This is a genomic window from Limnohabitans sp. T6-20, assembly GCF_003063505.1.
Classification (GTDB): domain Bacteria; phylum Pseudomonadota; class Gammaproteobacteria; order Burkholderiales; family Burkholderiaceae_C; genus Limnohabitans_A.
On sequence record NZ_NERW01000001.1, the window covers coordinates 362,961 to 381,617 of the forward strand.

Below are 18,657 nucleotides of genomic sequence, written 5' to 3' on the forward strand. Positions count from 1 at the left end.
TCCCAGTTTCAACGTCGCTGAGCGACGTTGGCCACCGCGTTCAGGTCCACGCTTTCGAGCGCGCTGAAGATGGCTTCCACCGCCTGCTGTTCACGCGGGCTGGCCGCTTGCATGCGGGTGGTGTCCAGCAGCTGGCGCATGACAGAAGGCTGGCCACCTGCAGCAGCACCGGCACCGGCACCGGGGTTCAGCGTGGGCACAAAGTTGCCGCAAGTCATGCGCTGGCCTGCGCGGTAGTGCGGCGCGTAGTCGAACACGGCGTAGTGCTGCGTGGCGCAGTTGTCCCACATCGCCACCGAATCGTTTTCCCAGCGAAAGCGCACCATGAATTCGGGCTTTTTGACCCATTCGTACAGCATGTTGAGCACCGCCTCGGACAGGTCCATGTGCATGCCCAGCAAACGCTTGGTCCAGATCGAGTTGACAAACAAAATCTTGCGGCCGTTGTAGGGGTGCGTGATGACCGCCGGGTGGGTCACCGTGGGCGTGCTCTCGATCATCTTGCACTCTTGGGCACTGGCCTGCACCATCATGCCGCTCTTGGCAGAGGCACGCTGTGCCAGGCGCTCATTGATGTTGATGCGGCGGAAGTGCCAAGGCAGGTCGTGGTCAGCCTGCAGGCCTTCGAGCATCTGTTGCATGCCGGGGTTGAGCGCGTCATACGCGGCACCTGCGTGCATCCACATCGTGTCGCCACCCGAGGGGGGCAAGTCGGTGATGCGCAAGATGGAGACCATGTTGGGCTTCTTGCGAAAGGTCACGTCGGTGTGCCAGCGATCGGTCTCGGGCGCCTCGTTGCCCTGGTTCGAAATCAACTGGATTTGGGGGTGCCCTTCAATGTGCGGGAAGAACTCGTGCTGCTCCATCTCGCCAAAGTTCTGACCCAGACGGATATAGGCTTCAGGCTTCAAAGCCTGCTTGCGGAAAAACACCACGCCATATTGCCACAGCGCTTGTTTGATTTCTTCGTAAACGTCTTCCGAGCGGGTGTTGTTCAGGTCAACGCCGCTGATCATGCCGCCGATGGTGGGCGTCATGGGGTCGACTTGGATGTGACGGAATTTCATTTTTAATCTCCTTGATGTGTCAAAGCAGCCCGGCTCATTGCCAGTGCAGCAAACGTTTTTCAAGCCAGGTCATGGTGCGAACCACGGCCACGCCCAGCAAGGCCAGCACCAGCAGCAGCGCCATCACGCCATTGACTTCAAAGGTGGAGCCCAGGTAGGCCAGCGACTGGCCCAGGCCTTTTTCGGACGCGATGATCTCGGCACCGATCACGCCCAACATGGCGTAGATCAGACCCAAGCGCAGACCGGAAAAAATCACAGGCACAGCACCTGGCAAGGTGACTTGAAAGAACGTGGTCACGGCGCTGGCGCCCAGGGTTTTGCACAGCGTGACGTGGTCTTGGCTCACGCCACGAATGCCCGCCACCGTGCTGGACAACACGATGAAAAACGTGAGGCTGCAACCCACGGCGATCTTGGAGCCCAGACCGAGTCCAAACCACAAAATGAACAGCGGGGCCAGGGCAATACGGGGCATCACGTTCATGGCGTTGAGGTAGGGGTCGAGGAATTTCTCGACCTTCGGAAACGCCACAAACAGCAGGCCCACAGCCATGGCCGCCGAGCTGCCTAGGGCAAACGAAATCAGCGTGCCCGCCATGGTCCATCCCAGGTCGGTCCAGAGCTTGCCCGTGGCGATGTTGTTCCACAAAAATTTAATGACGCCGCTGGGCTGGCCGACAAAGGTCGGGTCGAGCCACCGGTTGACAGTCAACCACTCGCCCAGCGCCAGCAGCACGGCGATGAACACGATGTGGGCACCGCCCCAGCGCAATGTGTCAGCCTTCATGTTTGCTCCAGCCAGATTCGAGGTGCGACCACAGCTGCGCATACAGCTCGTGGAAATGGGGGTCTTTTTGCAGCTCGCGAATGGAGCGCGGGCGGGGCAGATCGATGGTGATGTCGGCCACGATGCGACCGGGCCGCGAGGTCATGACGACCACACGGTCGGACACGGCCACCGCTTCGGACAGGTCGTGTGTGACGAACAACACCGATTGTTTGTGTTGCTGACACAGGCGCAGCAACAGGTCTTCAAGTTGCAGCTTGGTTTGTGCATCCAGCGCACCAAAAGGCTCGTCCATCAGGAGCAGCGGCGAGCCCATGGCGAAGGTGCGGGCCAAGGCCACGCGCTGGCGCATGCCGTGCGACAAGGCCTTGGGCAAGGCGTTTTCAAAACCCGCCAGACCGACTTCTTGCAGCATGGCGCGAGCACGCTCCTCGGCCTGGGCACGCGGCACACCGCGCACTTCCATGCCAAACATGGCGTTGCCCAAAGCGGTTTTCCAGGGCATCAGGCTGTCGCGGGCCAGCATGTAGCCCACCTGCGGGTTGCCCTGACGCGGCGCCTGCCCACCCACCTGCAAGCCGCCCTTGCCGGTGTGCGGCACCAGCCCGGCGGCCAGATTCAGAAGCGTGGTTTTGCCACAGCCGCTGGGGCCCACCAGGGAGACAAACTCGCCTTGCCTGACGTGCAGCGAGACATCGGACAACACCTGGTGGGTGCCGTCAAAGCTCAGGTGCACGCCATCGGCAGCGATGGCCAGGGACGTTGCGCTCAATTCAGGTGCTCCGCTCATGCAAACAGTCAATCGTTCAGGTTCGCGTACTGTGATCAGCGCAGGCCCAGGATCTTGCTGGTGTCAAAGCTCCTGTCGATCTGCTTGGTGTTGAACAGGTAATCGGCCGCGTGCTGCAAAGCTTTGGGGTCCAGCGAGAACTTGGAACCGCCAATCGAGTTGCGCAACGAGGCCTCGACCGCTGCGGCACCCGCAGGGCCTTCGATCTTGAAGGTGTCGTTGATGACCTTGAGCACGGCCGCAAAGTTGGCGGGGTTCTGAATGAAGGCTTCAGACTCGCGCATGGCTTTGGCAAAAGCGTCCAGCGTGGCGCTGTTCTTTTGCGCAAAGTCACCCCGCACCGTCATCGGGCCAGAGGCACCGTTGAGCTGCGTGATCTCCTTGGGGCCTTCGCCTTTGCGGGGGTCCACGATCACTCGGCACACTTTCATGGCCGCGCAAAAACCGTCCATGGGGGCGAACAGCATCACGGCATCGATTTGCTTGTTGGCAATGGCGGGCAAGGCGGTGTTGGGCGCGCCCACAGGCACGATGGTCACGTCGCTGCCCGACAGGCCAGCACCCTTGAGCATGTCGAGCAACTGGAATTCAGCGCCGGAGCCACGGGCGGTCACACCAATCTTCTTGCCCTTGAGGTCTGCCATCACGGCGGGGTAGCCTTTGGCGGCGTTGGGCGTCTCGGTGTGGGCACCGGCCATCAAAAAGAAGATGTTGTCGCGTGCAGCGTTGCCAATGATCTTGAGGTCAGCGCCTTTGTTGGCAGCCTGAATCACCACTTCAGAGGGTCCAAACGCGACGTCAATGTCGCCGGCCATCAGGGTCTGGATGCCCAATGGGCCTGCGGGGATGGTCTTGAGCTCGCACTTGAGGCCGTTCTTTTCGCAGTAACCGTTGGCCGCGGCCACGCGAACAATCATGTTGCCCAGGCCCGGATAGTCCTGGATGCGCAAGGTTTGGGTTTGCGCCATGGCGCTGGCACCCAGGGTCAGAGCGATGGCGCCGAGGGTTGTGCGCACAAATGCAGGGGCAGAAAATTTCATGTCGTCTCCAAGGGTGTAGGTTCAGCGCTTGATCAAGGTCAAGTTCGGTGGGACTGATTTAAAAGCCCAAGGAAACGGCAAACTGTTTCTGAGGTGACAATTTAAGGGAAAGCACTCAAAATGAGTTCCCCATTGACCCATTCGTCCTGACCACGCACCACTACAGCCATGAATTCAACACGCCTTCACACCCGAGGATTGGCCTTCAAAAACATGGATGTGGACACCCTGTCCCACACCTGGGCAGCCAACTCCGCCTTGACACAACGCTCGGCCGCTGCCTTGCAAGGCATCGGCGTGCAGCGCCGCTGGCAAGAGGGGCAAGTGGTGCTCAGCCGAGGGCAATCCATCTCCACCGCGCTGTTGCTCATGAAAGGGCGCTTGCGGGTGAGCGTGACCACACCCGAAGGCGAGGAGCAATTGCTGCGCTGGATGTTGCCCGGTGAGATTTCAGGCTTGAGTTCGGTGTTTGCCGAAACCACCTACCCGGCCGATTTGGTTTCGGCAGGCCCAAGCCAAGTGCTGCACATTGAGCGTGCCAAATTGCTCGACCTGATCCGCCAGGACGCGACTGTCGCGGTCGATCTGCTACGCATCCTGGGTCTGAGGATCAACCAGCTTTTTGACACCCTGGCCGACCAGGGCATGCACACGCTGGAGCAACGCGTGTGGGCCACTTTGGAGCGCATTGCCAAGTTCAACAGCGTGCAAGTGGCTGATGGGGTGCAGCTGCGCGTGAGCCAATCGGACCTGGCGCAAGCCGCCATGGCCTCGCGCCAACGCGTCAACCAGCAGCTGCAACGCTTTCAGGACAAAGGCCTGATCCGGCTGGGCTACCGCAACATCGTGCTGCTGCGGCCAACCAGCCCCAAGGCTTGATCAGTAGGTGTAAACGCCCTGACCCGTCTTGCGGCCCAAACGCCCCGCAGCCACCATTTCTTTGAGCAAAGGGCTGGGGCGGTATTTGCTATCGCCGAATTCCTTGAGGTAAACCTCCATCACGGCCAGGCACACGTCCAGACCGATCATGTCGGCCAACGCCAGTGGGCCAATGGGCTGGTTGCAGCCGAGCTTCATGCCCGCGTCGATGGCTTCGGGTTCGGCCAGGCCTTCGCCCAGCACGAAGAAGGCTTCGTTGATCATGGGCACCAAAATGCGGTTGACCACAAAGCCGGGGGCGTTCTTGACGGTGATGGGGGTCTTGCCCAGCGCCAGTGCCATGTCGTGCACGGCGTCGTGCGTGGCGTCGCTGGTCTGCAGGCCACGGATGATTTCGACAAGCGCCATCATGGGCACGGGGTTGAAGAAGTGCATGCCGATGAAGCGATCAGCGCGCTGCGTGGCGGCGGCCAGCTGGGTGATCGAGATCGACGAGGTGTTGGACGCAATGATCACGTTGGGGGCCAACATGCCGTCGAGCTGCTTCAAGATCTTGACCTTGAGTTCGTGGTTTTCGGTAGCGGCTTCGATGACGAGCTGGGCACCCTTGAGATCGTCGTAGCTTGAACTGCCTTTGATGCGGCCCAACGCTGCGGCCTTGTCGGCTTCGCTGATTTTTTCTTTCTTGACCAGGCGGTCCAGGCTGCTGGCCACGGTGGCCACGCCTTTGGCCACGGCCGCGTCCGAAATGTCCACCATCACGACCTGGATGCCAGAGACGGCGCACGCCTGTGCAATGCCATTGCCCATGGTGCCTGCGCCGATGATGCCTACGGTTTGGATGCTCATGCTCTTCATTCCTTCAAAGTGGGTGGGACTCAAAAAGGAATGATCTTAACGGGACTGAACAAGGGTTTGACTGACAAATCGGTCAAGCTGGGGCAGCCGGACGCCAGAAAAACCGGTCTGGAGGAAACCCCTTTCAGAACCGGCGCTGAGCCTCCAAGCCCAGCAAGAGCTTGCGCCCCGCACCCGGCTCAAAGAAGCGGCCGTTGCCGTCGTTGACGATCACCGACCCTGCGTGTTTGCGGTCGCTCAGGTTGTCTACCCGGATGAATTCGCGCAAGGTCCAATCGCCATGGTCTTGCTTGAACTGGACAGCCAAATTGAACAAGGTGTGGCTCGCCGCAAAATCCGTGTTCAGGTCGTTGACTGCCACTCGGCCCACATGACGCGCCTCCAACGTCAAGCGACTGCCCGCCCAACCCATGTCCCAAGCAGCCTGCACAAACAACTGATGCTCTGGCAGGCCAGGAATGCGGTTGCCCGCAGGCACTTGCACTTGCGGGTTTGCATTGGGGCAACCCGTGGTGGTACAGGTCATGAAGGCATCCCTGTAATGGGCGCGCAGCCAAGTGTAAGCGGCGGTCCATCCGACTGCGCCCATGCGCGTCTGTCCCGACAACTCCAGGCCCTGACGGAGCGTACGCCCGGCATTCTGGAACGTGGTGCGGCCACCCGTGTTGTTTTGCACCACGATTTCGTCGTCGGTGCGGATCTCAAAGGCGGTGGCACTCCACTGGGTGCGTTCGGCCCGCCCGCGCAGACCGAGCTCAGCACTGGTGCTGCGTGCAGCGTTCAACGAGGTGTTGAAGCCCGACACCCCACCGCTGCGGTAGGCGACTTCGTTGAGCGTCGGGATTTCGTAGCCCTTGCCGATGCTGGCGAAAGCCTGCAAGGACGGGTTCAGTTGCAAGCGCGCACCCAGCACTGGCAAGGTGGCTTTGTAGCGCTTGCTGCCGCTGTCGTCCTTGTTGTTGCCGACGATGTAACTGTCCTTGGATTCGTATTCCGTGCGGGTCTGGCGCACCCCACCCATAAGCGTGAGGTCTTGCGTACGCCACTCGGCATGCAGATAGGGATCCAGTGTTTCGGCGCGGTTGACCTCGTCACGGCGGAGTTTGCCTTGCACACCCAGCGTGCTGCCGATGAAGTTTTCATAGCCCTTGCGCTTATCGCTTTGAAAGTCAGAGGCCACACCTGCGCTGAGCGACAGACGACCGCCCTGCCAATCGCCCTCGTGACGCCAGCGGGCATTCCAGCCCCAATAGTCACGATCCAGATCAATCACGCCACCCGAACTGCCTGCAGGTAGTTGTGCGCCCGTCGCAATCGATTGGTATTGCACCACCTGGCGCTGGCCGCCATAGCCCATCAACTCCAGCTTGTGGCCGTTGCCCAGCGCTTGCTCAAAGGCCAGGCCCAATTGGGTTTGAGCCACCGACTTGCGGGTGTTAAATGTCAATGCCGATGACGTGGTTTGCTCGGGATTGTCATCGAATTCGCCGCGGCTCAGGCCCTGCGGGTCCAGAGCAAAGCTGCTGTGCCGGTTGAACACCAGCACGGTGCGACCGCCTTCGTGCTGGCGCGAGAGTTTCAAATTGGCCGTCGTGCGGTCAGCGGCAGACTGGGGCCTCGTTCCGTCGGTTTCAAACCGGCTCAGATCGACGACATAAGACCAACCGGGCTCTTGGGCCGTGCCGGTTTGGCCTGTGGCCTGGGTGGACAAGCGCCACAATCCGTCCGAGCCTGCCACCAGCCCGGTGCGCCACTGCGCAGGCTGCTGGCCGCCTTCGGTGTACAGCAGCAAGGCGCCTCCTGACGACGCGCCATACAGCGCCGCCATCGGGCCACGCACCACCTCGACCCGGTCGGCACTGCCCAGCGGGAAGTTGGCCGCCTGGCCCGATCCATCGGGTGCGCTGGCTGGAATGCCGTCCACAAACAAGCGCACCCCGCGCACGCCAAAGGTGGCTCGTGCCCCGTAGCCTCGCATCGAAATTTGCAAGTCCTGTGCATAGTTTTGTCGGTTGCGAATGACCAAACCCGGCACACGGCTCAAACTTTCGGACAAGTTGACCTGGGCCTGACCGTCGCGCAGCTCTTCGCCTTCGACGACATCGACCGATGTCGCGCCTCGCCACAAGCCACCGCTGCCGCGCTCAACGCTCACCACAACAGGCGACAACGCGCCTGAATCAACAGACGCTGCTTGCGGCGGGCTGGATTGGGCTTGTGCGCTCGAAGCGCAAAGCAAAGCTGCCGCCCAAACAACGGGGCGCAAAACAAGAGGGAATGGGGCGGTCACAGGGCTGGCCTTGAAAAATCAGTGTGTGGCGTTATGCCGAAACAAAAATGTCGACTCAACGAGGTTGTCCGACTTCGATGGGAATAGACGCATACCAAGCCGCCAGGTTTTCAATTTCCTTGTCAGTCAGTGGCTTGGCCATCACCGCCATCACCTCGTTGGCGCGTTTGCCACTGCGGTACTGTTTGAGTTGCTCTTCAATGTAGATGGCGGGCTGCCCCGCCAGGTGTGGGGCATTGGGTATGGTGGAAAAACCCAATGCACCGTGACAAGTGGCGCACATGCCGGCTTTGACTTGCCCCGCCTTGGGGTCCGCTGCCTGCGCTTGAGGGAACATCGCGGCCAACATCGCCACAGTGCTCCCCAAGGCCTGAACGCGCCATGATTTAGCTGAAAACATCTTGAACCTTTTTTTACTTGAAAAAGGCACCCGCCATGAGCGGGTGCCTTCATCGATCACACCATCAGTTGCCGTAGGTCACGCGATAAATCGCACCTGCGTAGTCATCCGAAATCAGGATCGAACCATCCTTCATGACTGCCACATCGACCGGGCGGCCCAGGTAGGTGCCTGTCTCGGGGTTCAGCCAGCCTTCGGCAAACACCTCAGACTTGTCGGCCGTGCCATCGGCCTTCAGCGACACGAAGTTGATGAGTGCACCACTGGCGGGGCTGCGGTTCCAGGAGCCGTGCGAAGCGACAAAAATGCCGCCACGGTATTTCGCAGGGAACTGCTTGCCCGTGTAAAAGGTCATGCCCAACTGAGCCTGGTGCGCAGGGAACTCGACTTGGGGGAAGACCGCATTGGCGGGCTCTTTCATGTCCTTCAAATCAGGCGCCGCGGCCGAGCCAGCCACCTTGAACTTGCCATTCCAGTAGGGGTAGCCGAAATGCTCGCCTTTTTTGGTGGATCGGTTCAACTCACCGGGTGGGATGTCGTTGCCCAGGCCATCGGTCTGGTTGTCCGTCCACCACAGCGTGCCGTCTTTGGGGTTGAAGTCCTGGCCGACCGAGTTGCGCATGCCGATGCTGTAGACCTCGCGGCCGCTGCCGTCAAAGGGGTCCATGCGCACAATGCCGCCGATGCCCAAGCGGTTGAACTCATCGACTTTGTCAGCGGGCTGCACGTTGAACGGCTGCCCCAGCGTGACATACAGCTTGTTGTCTGGACCGATGCGGCAAGTGCGCGCACCGTGGTTGTAAGACTCGTGCTCGGTCGGGACCAACTTGCCTTGTGGCACCACCTCGATCACCGCGACATCCGGTCCTTCGTAGAAAAACTCTGCTGCCGGGAAGTTGAGCACACGGTTGTGCTCGGCCACGACCAGGAAGCCGTCCTTGGTCCAACACACGCCGTTGGGCACTTTGAAGTTGAGCGAAGGCGCAAAGGACTTCACCTCATCGGCAATGCCATCGCTGTTGCGGTCGGTCACGGCCCAAACGGTGGTCTTGCGAGTGCCCACAAACAGCATGTTGGTGGAAGGCGCGACCGCCATGTGCCGCGCATCGGGCACAACGGCAAACAGGTCAATTTTGAAGCCTTCGGGCAGCTTGATTTTTTTCAGGTTGTTGCGGATCGCATCGGCATTGCGCCCGGTTTGCGGTACCACCGGAATGTTCAGATCGGTCGTGGCGACCTTCATCTGCTTCATCGTGTTGAGGTTGTCCTTGGAGGCCTGCGCATGCACCCCTGCGGCCAGAGTAGCGGCCAGCAAGGCAGCGCTGAGTCGGGTCATTTTCACGTTCATCTCCTGTCGTTGATTTTTGCAATCGATGGTTATTGCCATTGGGAAACTCCGGGAACACCGAAGCTTGGCCTTTTCAATTTAGGTCAAAGCCACGGGTATGGGCTTGGTAAAAACCCTCTCAAAAGATGTTTATTTAGTGAAAAATATTTCATGATTTTTTAAATTTATGTATTCATTTATGTCGCGCACAGGACTGACAGAAACGAACTCTCGAAAAATTCGCTCTCCTTGGATCAAGGCCATTGGCCTTGCTAAACACCACATTGACAAGATCCGGTTTTTGGCGTGCGATGATTCCTCCTCACGTATCCCGCCATGAACATCCTTTTCGTCCACCAGAACTTTCCCGGTCAGTTCAAGCACTTGGCCCCCGCCATGGCGCGGCAAGGCCACCGCGTGGTGGCCCTGCACATCAACGCCTGCCCCCCTGTGCCGGGCGTAGAGCTGGTGCGCTACCCGGTCGCGGGCCGGCCCGGCCAAGGCACGCACCGCTGGCTGGCCGATCTGGAAGTCAAAACCCTGCGCGGCGAAGCCGCTTGGCAAGCTGCCGTGAAGCTGCGCGAACAAGGCTTTGTGCCCGATGCGATCGTGGCCCACCCCGGCTGGGGCGAGAGCCTGTTTTTGCAGCAAGTCTGGCCACAAGCACGGCTGGGCATTTATTGCGAGTTTTTCTACCAGCAACAAGGTGCCGACGTGGGCTTTGACCGGGAATTCGGCAGTCCAGACACCGACAACGTCTGCCGACTGCAAATGAAAAACGCCAACTATGAGCTGCATTTTCCGCGTGCGCACGCGGGCATCGCGCCCACGCACTGGCAGGCCTCCCTGTTCCCCGAGCCATTTGCCTCGCGCATCGCCGTCGTCCACGACGGCATCCGCACCGACCAGATCAGGCCTGACCCGACTGCGCGCATCCGCGTGCAAACCCCGCAAGGTGTTTTGCAACTGGGCAAAGACGACGAAGTCATTACCTTCGTCAACCGCAACCTGGAGCCCTATCGCGGCTACCACCAATTCATGCGGGCACTGCCCGCCATCCTGAAAGTCCGCCCCAATGCCCGCGTGGTCATCATCGGTGGCAACGAGGTCAGCTACGGCGCCGCGCCGCCACCCGGCTCCGACGGCCAAGCCCAAACGTGGCGCGAGATTTTCTTGAACGAGGTGAAGAGCGAGCTGGACCTGTCACGCGTGCACTTTGTGGGCAAGGTGCCCTATGCCGATTTCTTGCGTGTGCTACAGGTGTCCACCGTGCACGTGTACCTGACCTACCCCTTTGTGCTGAGCTGGAGCTTGCTTGAGGCCATGAGCGCAGGCTGCGCCATCGTGGCCAGCGATACCGCCCCGGTGCGCGAAGCCATCCGCCACGGCGAAACCGGGCAACTGGTGGACTTCTTTGATCCGGCAGCGTTGGCACAGCAGGTGATTGACTTGTGCGACGACCCGGCTGAACGTGCACGGCTGGGGACGCAGGCACGGGCGTTTGCGGTGGAACACTACGATTTGGAGACGCGGTGTTTGCCTGGGCAGATGGCGTGGGTTGAGGAGTTAGCGGGAAAATAGTTTTTCGGCTAGTCCACTTAAAAATGGTTGCATGCTGTTCTTGTTCATTTCTGAACCACCAGCTTCTTTCATTATTCACCTATCAAGCCAATGAGTAATTATTTTAGAACTGACACAGCGCTGGACTTAGTCGAAACGCTTGAGTTGACCAACGATTTTTTCTACAAAAGCAAAACTGATGCGCGTTACTGGAAGTGGTTCATAAATGCCTTGCACTCGGCAGTGCAAAGTACCGCATCACTTGCTCTTGAAGCTGGCAATGGGTTTTTAATACAAGAGCCGAAAATTGCGATGCAAATGATGAAGGCGGACATGTTCAAACCGGTTTCGCCGCGCATGGACCGCTTCATCGATCTCGTCAAAAAGTCTCTCGATAAGTCAAATCTCCGAGACTCAGCAATACCGTTTGAAGCCAATGATTGCGTCATTGCATTCTCCTCAATTAATGACCTTCGCAATGATTTCGCGCACTTCAACGTTAAAAGCTGGTCTATCGAGTTCATGCTGATATTAAAAAACTCTTCTATTCTTGCGGAGTACGTAGAGCACTACACGATCGGCACACCAGCAATTCTTTGGCACGATGAAGAACATCAACAGCGAGCAACTAAATCTGTGAAAAATTTGCGGAACCTAATTCAACTGCGTCTCACAACACAAAAACGACAAGTCCATGTACAAGGTACAACACAGTTTAACGAGACATAAAACCTATAAAGTGTCGTGAATCCGAGCCATAAATTTTAAGACGATAACTAAAAAAATCTTATCGTGTCAATCAGCACCTTGCCAATTGAAACAGTACAAAGCATATTTTGAATTCGCAATTTTTCACTTTCCAATTCGCGGAACAGGCACGCATTGCCCATTAACCGCCACCACAGCTACTGACTGCTTATCTTTCGCAACATACTGATAACTGTATTTGACATCAGACAGCTCGATTTGCTCAGACAATCGACCATAGATGGTGTTGTCGTATTCTTTGCGCCAGTAATAGTAGACCGGGATCAAGGATTCTGTACGCTCCGAAAACCTCCATTTCGTCTGTCGACTGCCTTCGGTATCGTATGAGATAGACATATCGCTCTTATTTATACATAGCGCAAATGTATGGTCTTTTTTTATACTATCGAATGCCTTCGAATAAAAAGTTCCATTACATGAAAAGCACATCTCCTGCGCGTGAGTGCTGAACCCAAACGATGTTACAAAGAGCAATGCCAAAATTTTCATAATTTCCTCACTTCCAGTTTTCAACTTACTCATTTTTTTAACTCACAACAAACTTCCGCTGCTGTTGAATCGACGCATCCTCCGGGATGAGTAATATCAGCTCCGGAACCGCTTCCGAGTCAACGCCAGCGCTATCCAAAACGACACCACTGCAAACCCCGCCAGCACCAACACATGACGCAGCGGTTGGTCCGGCCAGCGGTTCAAAAACAGCGGCCGCACCAAGTCGACGGCCACCGACAACGGCAACCAGTCGGCGATCACGCGCACGAAGCTGGGCAATTGCTCTCGCGGGAAAAAGATGCCCGAGAGGAACATCATGGGCGTGAGAAACAGGGTGAAGTAATAGGTGAAGAAGTCGTAGCCTTTGGCCAGCGCATTGAAGATCAGCGCCATGCAGCTGAAGGTGATACCCACGCCCAGCAGCACGGGCCAGGCCACCAAGAGCTTCCAGCTGTGGCTGATGCCCAGCGCCAGCATCACACCCAAAATGGCCGTGACGGTGAACAGCGCTTTGAACGCGGCCCACAGCATTTCGGCCAGCACCACGTCGTCCAAGCGCACCGGGGCGTTCATGATGCCGTCCCAGGTTTTTTGCACATGCATGCGCGAAAACGCCGAGTACAGCGCCTCAAACGTGGCGGCGTTCATGGCGCTCATGCAGATGCTGCCGCTGGCCAGGTACAGGATGTAGGGCACTTTCTCGCCGCCCAACTCGATCTGCCCGACCAAGGCCCCGAGGCCGTAACCAAAGGCCACCAGCCACATGAGCGGCTCGGCGATGTTGCCCACCAGGCTGGGGATAGCGAGCTTTTTCCAGACCAGCCAGTTGCGCAGGAACACGGGCCACCAACGCATGGACAGGCGGGGCGCGGACCAGATGTTGTTTTGAATTTGGCTCATGGCTCAACCCTCCTCACGGATCTGGCGTCCGGTCAATTTCAAGAACAGATCTTCCAGATTGGATGGTCGATGCAAGGTACGCAGCGCAGGCCAGGCTTGCAAAGCGTTCAACAAGGAGCGGCTGTCGTGCGTGTAGAAAAACACGGTTTCACCGCTGACCTCGACCCGCCCTGCCAGGGCCTTCAAGCTGGCCTCTTGCGCCAGCGCCACCGCGCCTTGGCCAAACACCTCGACCACCTCAGGCTCCAGGTGCTCGGCGATCAGGTCACGGGGTTTGCCTTCGGCAATCTTGCGGCCTTGGTCGAGCACCAAGAGGCGCGAGCACAGGCGCTCGGCCTCGTCCATGAAGTGGGTGGTGAGCAAGATGGACTTGCCTTCTTGCAGCAGCACCTGCAGGCGCTCCCACATGAGGTGCCGCGCTTGCGGGTCCAGGCCCGTGGTGGGCTCATCCAGCATGAGCAGTTGCGGGTGGTTGATGAGGGCGCGGGCCAGGCTCAGGCGCCGCTTCATGCCGCCCGACAGTTCGCCGGGCTTGGCTTTGGCCTTGTGGGTGAGCGCACCAAACTCCAGCAAGTGGGGAATGCGCTCGCGGATGGTGGCGTCGGGCAAGCCAAAGTAACGGCCAAAGACCAAGAGGTTTTCTTCAGCGGTGAAGTCCGGGTCCAGCGTGTCCATTTGCGCGACCACGCCCAAACGGGCCTTGATGTCCAAGGCATCCTTGGGCATTTGCAAACCGTCGAAATAACGGATGGAGCCGCCATCGGGCTGCGACAAACCCAGACACATGCGCAGCGTGGTGGTTTTGCCCGCGCCGTTGGGGCCGATCACGCCCAGGCATTCGCCGGGCTCGATGTGGAAAGACAGGTCATTGACCACCGTGGCGTCGCCGTAGCGTTTGACCAAGTGTTCGACCGAAAGCAAAGGGGAGTTCATGCCCGGATTGTGCCTGTTGGGTCGCCACCATTCGGCCGCAGGGGCGACCTCCCACAGGAAACAGGTCTCCATCTTTGTGGGAGCGAGCCCCTGCTCGCGAATGATTGATCAACCATGGCACGCATTCGGCCGCAGGGGCGGCCTCCCACAGGGGGAAAACCCGAGCAGGCGGCCCGATAAAATCGGGGCCTTCTACTGATCCGCCCAAGCGGCCCCCTCATGTCCCCTTCTTTCTCTAACCGCCTGGCGGTTTTGCCGCAGTACCTGATTCCCAAGCAAGCCCTGACCGCCTTTGCGGGCTGGGTGGCGGGTAGCCAGTGGGGTGTTGTGACCACCGGCATCATCGACCGCTTTGTGCGCCGCTACAACGTGAACATGAGCGAAGCGGCCAACCCGGACACGGCCAGCTACAAGAGCTTCAACGAGTTTTTCACCCGTCCGCTCAAGGCCAGCGCACGCCCATTGGCCGCAGCGGCCTACGTCAGCCCTGTGGACGGGGCCATCAGCCAATGCGGCCCCATTACGGGCGATCAGGTCTTTCAGGCCAAAGGCCACAGCTACAGCACCCGCGCCCTGGTGGGTGGCGATGCGGCACTGGCCGCACAGTTTCAGGACGGCGAGTTTGCCACGCTCTACCTGAGCCCACGCGACTACCACCGCATCCACATGCCTTGCGCCGGCCGCTTGACCCGCATGATTTACGTGCCGGGCGATCTGTTCTCGGTCAACCCCACCACGGCCCGTGGCGTGCCGGGCCTGTTTGCCCGCAACGAGCGGGTGGTGTGCGTGTTTGAAGGCGAGCACGGCCCGTTTGTGATGGTGCTGGTGGGCGCGACGATTGTGGGCAGCATGGCCACCGTGTGGCACGGTGTGATCAACCCGCCGCGCCCGGGCCAGGTGCGCGAGTGGACCTATGAGATGGGCAACATCACCCTGGCGCAGGGTGAAGAGATGGGCCGCTTTTTGCTCGGGTCCACCGTGGTGATGCTGTTCCCCAAGGACGTGATGCAGTTCAACACCGACTGGACACCCACCCGGCCCATTTGCATGGGCGAGGCGATGGGAACGTTGAATTAATGGGGATCTGACCCCGATTATTTTGAGTCAGATCGTTTTTGTGGGAGCGAGCCCCTGCTCGCGAAAGCTCGGCTGAGCCACTGCACACATTCGGCCGCAGGGGCAGCCTCCCACAGAGACAACCCACTCACACATAGGCAGCATTCAAATACCGAGCGCAGATCAGCGGCTTCAGCCCCGACTTGCAAGTTCAATCAGATTTCGATCTTGGAGCCCAGCTCGACCACCGCGTTGGTGGGCAGGTTCAAGAACTCGGCCGCCGCACTGGCGTTGTGGTGCATTTGAGCAAACAACTTTTCGCGCCAGGTGGCCATGCCGCCGCCAATGGTGGGGATCACGATGTCACGTGACAGGAAGTAGCTGGTCATCATGGGGTCGAGCTTGTAGCCGTCATCCTGAATATTGGCCAGTGCCGATGGCAAGTCGGGGTTGTCCTTGAAGCCGTAGTTGACGATGACTTGCCAGCAATCGTTGCCCAGCGGCGTCACATCCAGGCGCTTGTCGGCGTCCATGCGGGGCACTTCGTGGCTGCGCACAGTGACAAACAGATTGCGCTCGTGCAAGACTTTGTTGTGCTTGAGGTTGTGCAGCAAGGCATTGGGCACCGCACCGGTTTCAGCGGTCAAAAACACCGCCGTGCCTTCCACCCGAGTGGGCGGTGCAATGAAAACAGCTTCAAGAAAATCGCTCAGCTTCAGGGCGTCAGAACGCAAAGAATCGTTCAGCAGGCGGCGACCATCGTGCCAGGTCAGCATGAGGGTGAACACGGCCGCACCAATGAACAAGGGGAACCAGCCGCCATCAAACAACTTGAGCAGGTTGGAAGCCCAGAACGCCAGATCCACGACGAAGAAGAAGCCCGTTGCGCCAATGCACAGCGCCAGCGGCAGCTTCCAGGCGTAGCGGATCACAAAGAAGGTGAGCACGGTGGTGATCAGCATGTCGGTGCACACCGCAATGCCGTAGGCCGCTGCCAGGTTGCTGGACGACTTGAACATGACGACCGCCAACACGATGGCGACGAACAGGCCCCAGTTCACAAAGGGCATGTAGATCTGCCCCGTGTCGGTTTCGCTGGTGTGTTGCACCTGCAAGCGAGGCAAATAACCGAGCTGGATGACCTGTTTGGTCACGCTGAACGCGCCAGAAATCAGGGCTTGCGAGGCGATGACCGTGGCCATGGTGGCCAGGCCGACCAAGGGCACCAAGGCCCAGTCGGGCGCCATCATGAAAAACGGGTTTTTGACGGCCTCGGGCTCTGACAACAGCAACGCACCTTGGCCGAAATAGTTGAGAGTCAGGCAGGGCATGACCACGCTGAACCAGGCCAGGCGGATCGGTTTTTTGCCAAAGTGACCCATGTCGGCATAAAGGGCTTCGCCACCCGTGACGCACAACACCACGGCACCCAAAATGATGAAGGTGATGCCCGGGTTGTGCCACATGAAGCCCAAAGCGTAATGCGGGCTGATGGCGAACAGGATTTCGGGGTGCTGAACGATGTGCGACACGCCCAGCAAGGCGATGGTGGCAAACCACACCAAAGTGATGGGGCCAAAAAATTTGCCAATGCCCGCCGTGCCGCGCTTTTGCACCCAGAACAGCATGAACAAAATGACCAGGGTCAGCGGAATCACCGATTTTTTGAAGGCTGGAGAGATGACCTCCAGGCCCTCGACTGCCGACAGCACAGAAATGGCCGGGGTGATGACCCCATCGCCATAAAACAGGCAGGTGCCAAAAATACCCACCACCAGCAACACCTTGCGCAACTGGGGCCGGTCTTTGACCGATTGCGAAGCCAGCGCCAGCATGGCCACCAAACCGCCCTCGCCGTGGTTGTCAGCGCGCAGCACCAGCACCACATATTTGACCGACACGATGGTGGTCAGGGTCCAAAAAAAGATGGAGAGGATGCCGTAAACGTTTTCGTGCGTGAAGGGCACATGGCCGGAGCCAAACACCTCTTTCATGGCATACAGCACGCTGGTGCCGATGTCGCCATAAACGACGCCAATGGCGCCCAAAGTCAGTGCGACGAGTGAAGAACGGGTAGAAGACACGGGCATTGACCTGACGCGGGTCAAGCCGGATGGAAAACAAGTAGACTATTTTGCGCCCGATTCCAGCCCCGTGTCACCGTTCCTTTGGGGATTTGTTGCAGTGCAACAACTTTAGTCGTAAACCTCGGCCTCGGGGTCGGTCGCTTCCAGCTCGTAACTGGCCGCCAACATGGCCAAACGGCCAATCACGCCATACATGTAAAAGCGGTTGGGCACGCTGGCACCGGGTTTGACGCCAGGCTGGGGCAGGTGCGGGGTGTCGGCAAAGGCCAAAGGCACAAAGCTGGCGCCCGGGGCGTTGAGGTTTTCGTCCACACCGCGCTCGGCGTGCACGCGGTAAAAACCACCCACCACATAGCGGTCCATCATGTAGACCACCGGCTCGGCCACGGCGTCGTTGATGCGCTCGTTGGTCAGCACGCCTTCCTGGATGATCACGTCATTGACGGTCTGGCCGTCCTTGATGACATTCATCTTGTTGCGGGTCTTGCGGTTGAGCGCGTCCAGATCGGCCACATCGCGCACCGTCATGATGCCCATGCCGTAAGTGCCGTTGTCGGCCTTGACGACCACAAACGGCTTTTCGTTGATGCCGTATTCCTTGTATTTGCGCTTGATCTTGGTCAGCAGCGCATCCACGTTGCTGCGCAGGCATTCCATGCCCGTGCCTTCGGCAAAGTTCACATCGCCACACTGGCTGAACATCGGGTTGATCAGCCAGGGGTCGATGCCCAGCAGCTTGCCAAAGCGCTTGGCCACTTCCTCGTAGCTCTGAAAGTGCTTGGTCTTGCGGCGCACGCTCCAGCCCGCGTGCAGCGGCGGCAGCAGGTATTGCTCATGCAGGTCTTCCAGAATGCCTGGGGCACCGGCCGACAGATCGTTGTTGAGCAAGATGGTGCAGGGGTCGAAGTCTTTCAGGCCCAAGCGGTGCTTGCTGCGCACCACCGGCTCCAGGGTGATGCTCTCGCCATTGGGCAGCTCGATGGTGGTCGGCTCCTTGATTTCGGGATTGATCGAACCAATGCGCACATTCAGGCCCGCCATGTGGAAGATGCGCTGCAACTGCATCACGTTCGTCAGATAGAAGGTGTTGCGGGTGTGGTTTTCCGGAATGATCAGCAGGTTTTTGGCTTCCGGACAGATCTTCTCGACCGCCGCCTGGGCGGCTTGCACGGCCAAAGGCAGCATTTCCTGTGTCAGGTTGTTCCAGCCGCCGGGGTAGAGGTTGGTGTCCACCGGGGCCAGCTTGAAGCCTGCGTTGCGGATGTCCACCGATGTGTAGAACGGCGGCGTGTGCTCCATCCACTCCAGACGGAACCAGCGCTCAATCGCGGGCATGGAATCGAGGATGCGCTGCTCCAGCTCATTGATGGGGCCGTTCAGGGCAGTGACAAGATGGGGAACCATGGGCGACCTTTATGGG

At 59.0% G+C, this 18,657-nt stretch carries 17 protein-coding genes; 4 read left to right on the forward strand and 13 right to left on the reverse strand.

Annotation, left to right across the window (positions count from 1 at the left end; all coding sequences use genetic code 11):
- Positions 1-8: 8 nt before the first annotated feature.
- Genes B9Z33_RS01775 through B9Z33_RS01790 form a run of 4 tightly spaced genes read right to left on the reverse strand, consistent with a single transcriptional unit; the run spans position 9 to position 3,687 of the window.
- Complete coding sequence (locus tag B9Z33_RS01775) at positions 9-1,067, reverse strand: TauD/TfdA family dioxygenase (RefSeq protein ID WP_108285308.1); 1,059 nt, start codon at positions 1,065-1,067, stop codon at positions 9-11.
- A 34-nt stretch (positions 1,068-1,101) separates the two neighbouring features.
- The gene (locus B9Z33_RS01780; RefSeq protein ID WP_108285309.1) at positions 1,102-1,857 is read right to left on the reverse strand and encodes an ABC transporter permease; all 756 of its coding nucleotides are present in this window, start codon (positions 1,855-1,857) and stop codon (positions 1,102-1,104) included.
- Positions 1,847-2,647: an ABC transporter ATP-binding protein gene (locus tag B9Z33_RS01785; RefSeq protein WP_108285310.1), complete on the reverse strand. Its 801-nt coding sequence runs from the start codon at positions 2,645-2,647 to the stop codon at positions 1,847-1,849. The genes B9Z33_RS01780 and B9Z33_RS01785 overlap by 11 nt, the downstream gene beginning before the upstream one ends.
- A gap of 35 nt (positions 2,648-2,682) precedes the next feature.
- Entirely contained in the window at positions 2,683-3,687 is a 1,005-nt protein-coding gene (locus tag B9Z33_RS01790) for an ABC transporter substrate-binding protein (protein WP_108285311.1), read from the reverse strand.
- Positions 3,688-3,855: 168 nt separating this feature from the next.
- Here B9Z33_RS01790 and B9Z33_RS01795 point away from each other — a divergent pair, with 168 nt between their 5' ends.
- Complete coding sequence (locus B9Z33_RS01795) at positions 3,856-4,566, forward strand: Crp/Fnr family transcriptional regulator (protein WP_108285312.1); 711 nt, start codon at positions 3,856-3,858, stop codon at positions 4,564-4,566.
- On the opposite strand, the gene B9Z33_RS01800 is transcribed toward B9Z33_RS01795, so the two are convergent.
- From B9Z33_RS01800 to B9Z33_RS01815, 4 genes are all read right to left on the reverse strand, one after another.
- Positions 4,567-5,415, reverse strand: coding sequence for a 3-hydroxybutyryl-CoA dehydrogenase (locus B9Z33_RS01800; RefSeq protein ID WP_108286082.1), 849 nt, complete (start codon positions 5,413-5,415; stop codon positions 4,567-4,569).
- Positions 5,416-5,548: 133 nt separating this feature from the next.
- The gene (locus B9Z33_RS01805; protein ID WP_108285313.1) at positions 5,549-7,714 is read right to left on the reverse strand and encodes a TonB-dependent receptor domain-containing protein; all 2,166 of its coding nucleotides are present in this window, start codon (positions 7,712-7,714) and stop codon (positions 5,549-5,551) included.
- A gap of 55 nt (positions 7,715-7,769) precedes the next feature.
- On the reverse strand, positions 7,770-8,114 hold the full coding sequence (locus B9Z33_RS01810) for a cytochrome c (RefSeq protein ID WP_108285314.1): 345 nt from the start codon (positions 8,112-8,114) through the stop codon (positions 7,770-7,772).
- 64 nt (positions 8,115-8,178) lie between these two features.
- The gene (locus tag B9Z33_RS01815) at positions 8,179-9,462 is read right to left on the reverse strand and encodes a PQQ-dependent sugar dehydrogenase (RefSeq protein WP_108285315.1); all 1,284 of its coding nucleotides are present in this window, start codon (positions 9,460-9,462) and stop codon (positions 8,179-8,181) included.
- Positions 9,463-9,777: 315 nt separating this feature from the next.
- Between B9Z33_RS01815 and B9Z33_RS01820 the strand changes: the two genes are divergently transcribed.
- Positions 9,778-11,022 carry a glycosyltransferase family 4 protein gene (locus B9Z33_RS01820; RefSeq protein WP_108285316.1) on the forward strand — a complete coding sequence of 415 codons (1,245 nt, stop codon included), beginning with the start codon at positions 9,778-9,780 and terminating at the stop codon, positions 11,020-11,022.
- Positions 11,023-11,112: 90 nt separating this feature from the next.
- Positions 11,113-11,730: a hypothetical protein gene (locus B9Z33_RS01825; RefSeq protein WP_108285317.1), complete on the forward strand. Its 618-nt coding sequence runs from the start codon at positions 11,113-11,115 to the stop codon at positions 11,728-11,730.
- A 123-nt stretch (positions 11,731-11,853) separates the two neighbouring features.
- On the opposite strand, the gene B9Z33_RS01830 is transcribed toward B9Z33_RS01825, so the two are convergent.
- The 3 genes from B9Z33_RS01830 to B9Z33_RS01840 all read right to left on the reverse strand — a co-directional run bounded on the left by B9Z33_RS01830 (position 11,854) and on the right by B9Z33_RS01840 (position 14,094).
- The gene (locus B9Z33_RS01830) at positions 11,854-12,291 is read right to left on the reverse strand and encodes a hypothetical protein (protein ID WP_108285318.1); all 438 of its coding nucleotides are present in this window, start codon (positions 12,289-12,291) and stop codon (positions 11,854-11,856) included.
- Between the two features lie 63 nt (positions 12,292-12,354).
- The gene (locus tag B9Z33_RS01835) at positions 12,355-13,161 is read right to left on the reverse strand and encodes an ABC transporter permease (protein ID WP_108285319.1); all 807 of its coding nucleotides are present in this window, start codon (positions 13,159-13,161) and stop codon (positions 12,355-12,357) included.
- Between the two features lie 3 nt (positions 13,162-13,164).
- Positions 13,165-14,094, reverse strand: coding sequence for an ATP-binding cassette domain-containing protein (locus B9Z33_RS01840; RefSeq protein ID WP_108286083.1), 930 nt, complete (start codon positions 14,092-14,094; stop codon positions 13,165-13,167).
- A gap of 219 nt (positions 14,095-14,313) precedes the next feature.
- Here B9Z33_RS01840 and asd point away from each other — a divergent pair, with 219 nt between their 5' ends.
- Positions 14,314-15,171: an archaetidylserine decarboxylase gene (gene asd / locus B9Z33_RS01845; RefSeq protein WP_108285320.1), complete on the forward strand. Its 858-nt coding sequence runs from the start codon at positions 14,314-14,316 to the stop codon at positions 15,169-15,171.
- A 194-nt stretch (positions 15,172-15,365) separates the two neighbouring features.
- Here asd and B9Z33_RS01850 read toward each other — a convergent pair whose 3' ends face one another.
- Both B9Z33_RS01850 and gshA read right to left on the reverse strand, forming a co-directional pair.
- Complete coding sequence (locus B9Z33_RS01850; protein WP_369916194.1) at positions 15,366-17,240, reverse strand: potassium transporter Kup; 1,875 nt, start codon at positions 17,238-17,240, stop codon at positions 15,366-15,368.
- A gap of 105 nt (positions 17,241-17,345) precedes the next feature.
- Entirely contained in the window at positions 17,346-18,641 is a 1,296-nt protein-coding gene (gshA, locus tag B9Z33_RS01855) for a glutamate--cysteine ligase (protein ID WP_108285321.1), read from the reverse strand.
- Between the last annotated feature and the right edge of the window lie 16 nt (positions 18,642-18,657).

Bases quoted from the DNA above. Each gene is read 5' to 3' on its own strand.
- B9Z33_RS01775 (WP_108285308.1), bottom strand. From the start codon at position 1,067: ATGAAATTCCGTCACATCCAAGTCGACCCCATGACGCCCACCATCGGC.
- B9Z33_RS01780 (WP_108285309.1), bottom strand. From the start codon at position 1,857: ATGAAGGCTGACACATTGCGCTGGGGCGGTGCCCACATCGTGTTCATC.
- B9Z33_RS01785 (WP_108285310.1), bottom strand. From the start codon at position 2,647: ATGAGCGGAGCACCTGAATTGAGCGCAACGTCCCTGGCCATCGCTGCC.
- B9Z33_RS01790 (WP_108285311.1), bottom strand. From the start codon at position 3,687: ATGAAATTTTCTGCCCCTGCATTTGTGCGCACAACCCTCGGCGCCATC.
- B9Z33_RS01795 (WP_108285312.1), top strand. From the start codon at position 3,856: ATGAATTCAACACGCCTTCACACCCGAGGATTGGCCTTCAAAAACATG.
- B9Z33_RS01800 (WP_108286082.1), bottom strand. From the start codon at position 5,415: ATGAGCATCCAAACCGTAGGCATCATCGGCGCAGGCACCATGGGCAAT.
- B9Z33_RS01810 (WP_108285314.1), bottom strand. From the start codon at position 8,114: ATGTTTTCAGCTAAATCATGGCGCGTTCAGGCCTTGGGGAGCACTGTG.
- B9Z33_RS01815 (WP_108285315.1), bottom strand. From the start codon at position 9,462: ATGAACGTGAAAATGACCCGACTCAGCGCTGCCTTGCTGGCCGCTACT.
- B9Z33_RS01820 (WP_108285316.1), top strand. From the start codon at position 9,778: ATGAACATCCTTTTCGTCCACCAGAACTTTCCCGGTCAGTTCAAGCAC.
- B9Z33_RS01825 (WP_108285317.1), top strand. From the start codon at position 11,113: ATGAGTAATTATTTTAGAACTGACACAGCGCTGGACTTAGTCGAAACG.
- B9Z33_RS01830 (WP_108285318.1), bottom strand. From the start codon at position 12,291: ATGAGTAAGTTGAAAACTGGAAGTGAGGAAATTATGAAAATTTTGGCA.
- B9Z33_RS01835 (WP_108285319.1), bottom strand. From the start codon at position 13,161: ATGAGCCAAATTCAAAACAACATCTGGTCCGCGCCCCGCCTGTCCATG.
- B9Z33_RS01840 (WP_108286083.1), bottom strand. From the start codon at position 14,094: ATGAACTCCCCTTTGCTTTCGGTCGAACACTTGGTCAAACGCTACGGC.
- asd (WP_108285320.1), top strand. From the start codon at position 14,314: ATGTCCCCTTCTTTCTCTAACCGCCTGGCGGTTTTGCCGCAGTACCTG.
- B9Z33_RS01850 (WP_369916194.1), bottom strand. From the start codon at position 17,240: ATGCCCGTGTCTTCTACCCGTTCTTCACTCGTCGCACTGACTTTGGGC.
- gshA (WP_108285321.1), bottom strand. From the start codon at position 18,641: ATGGTTCCCCATCTTGTCACTGCCCTGAACGGCCCCATCAATGAGCTG.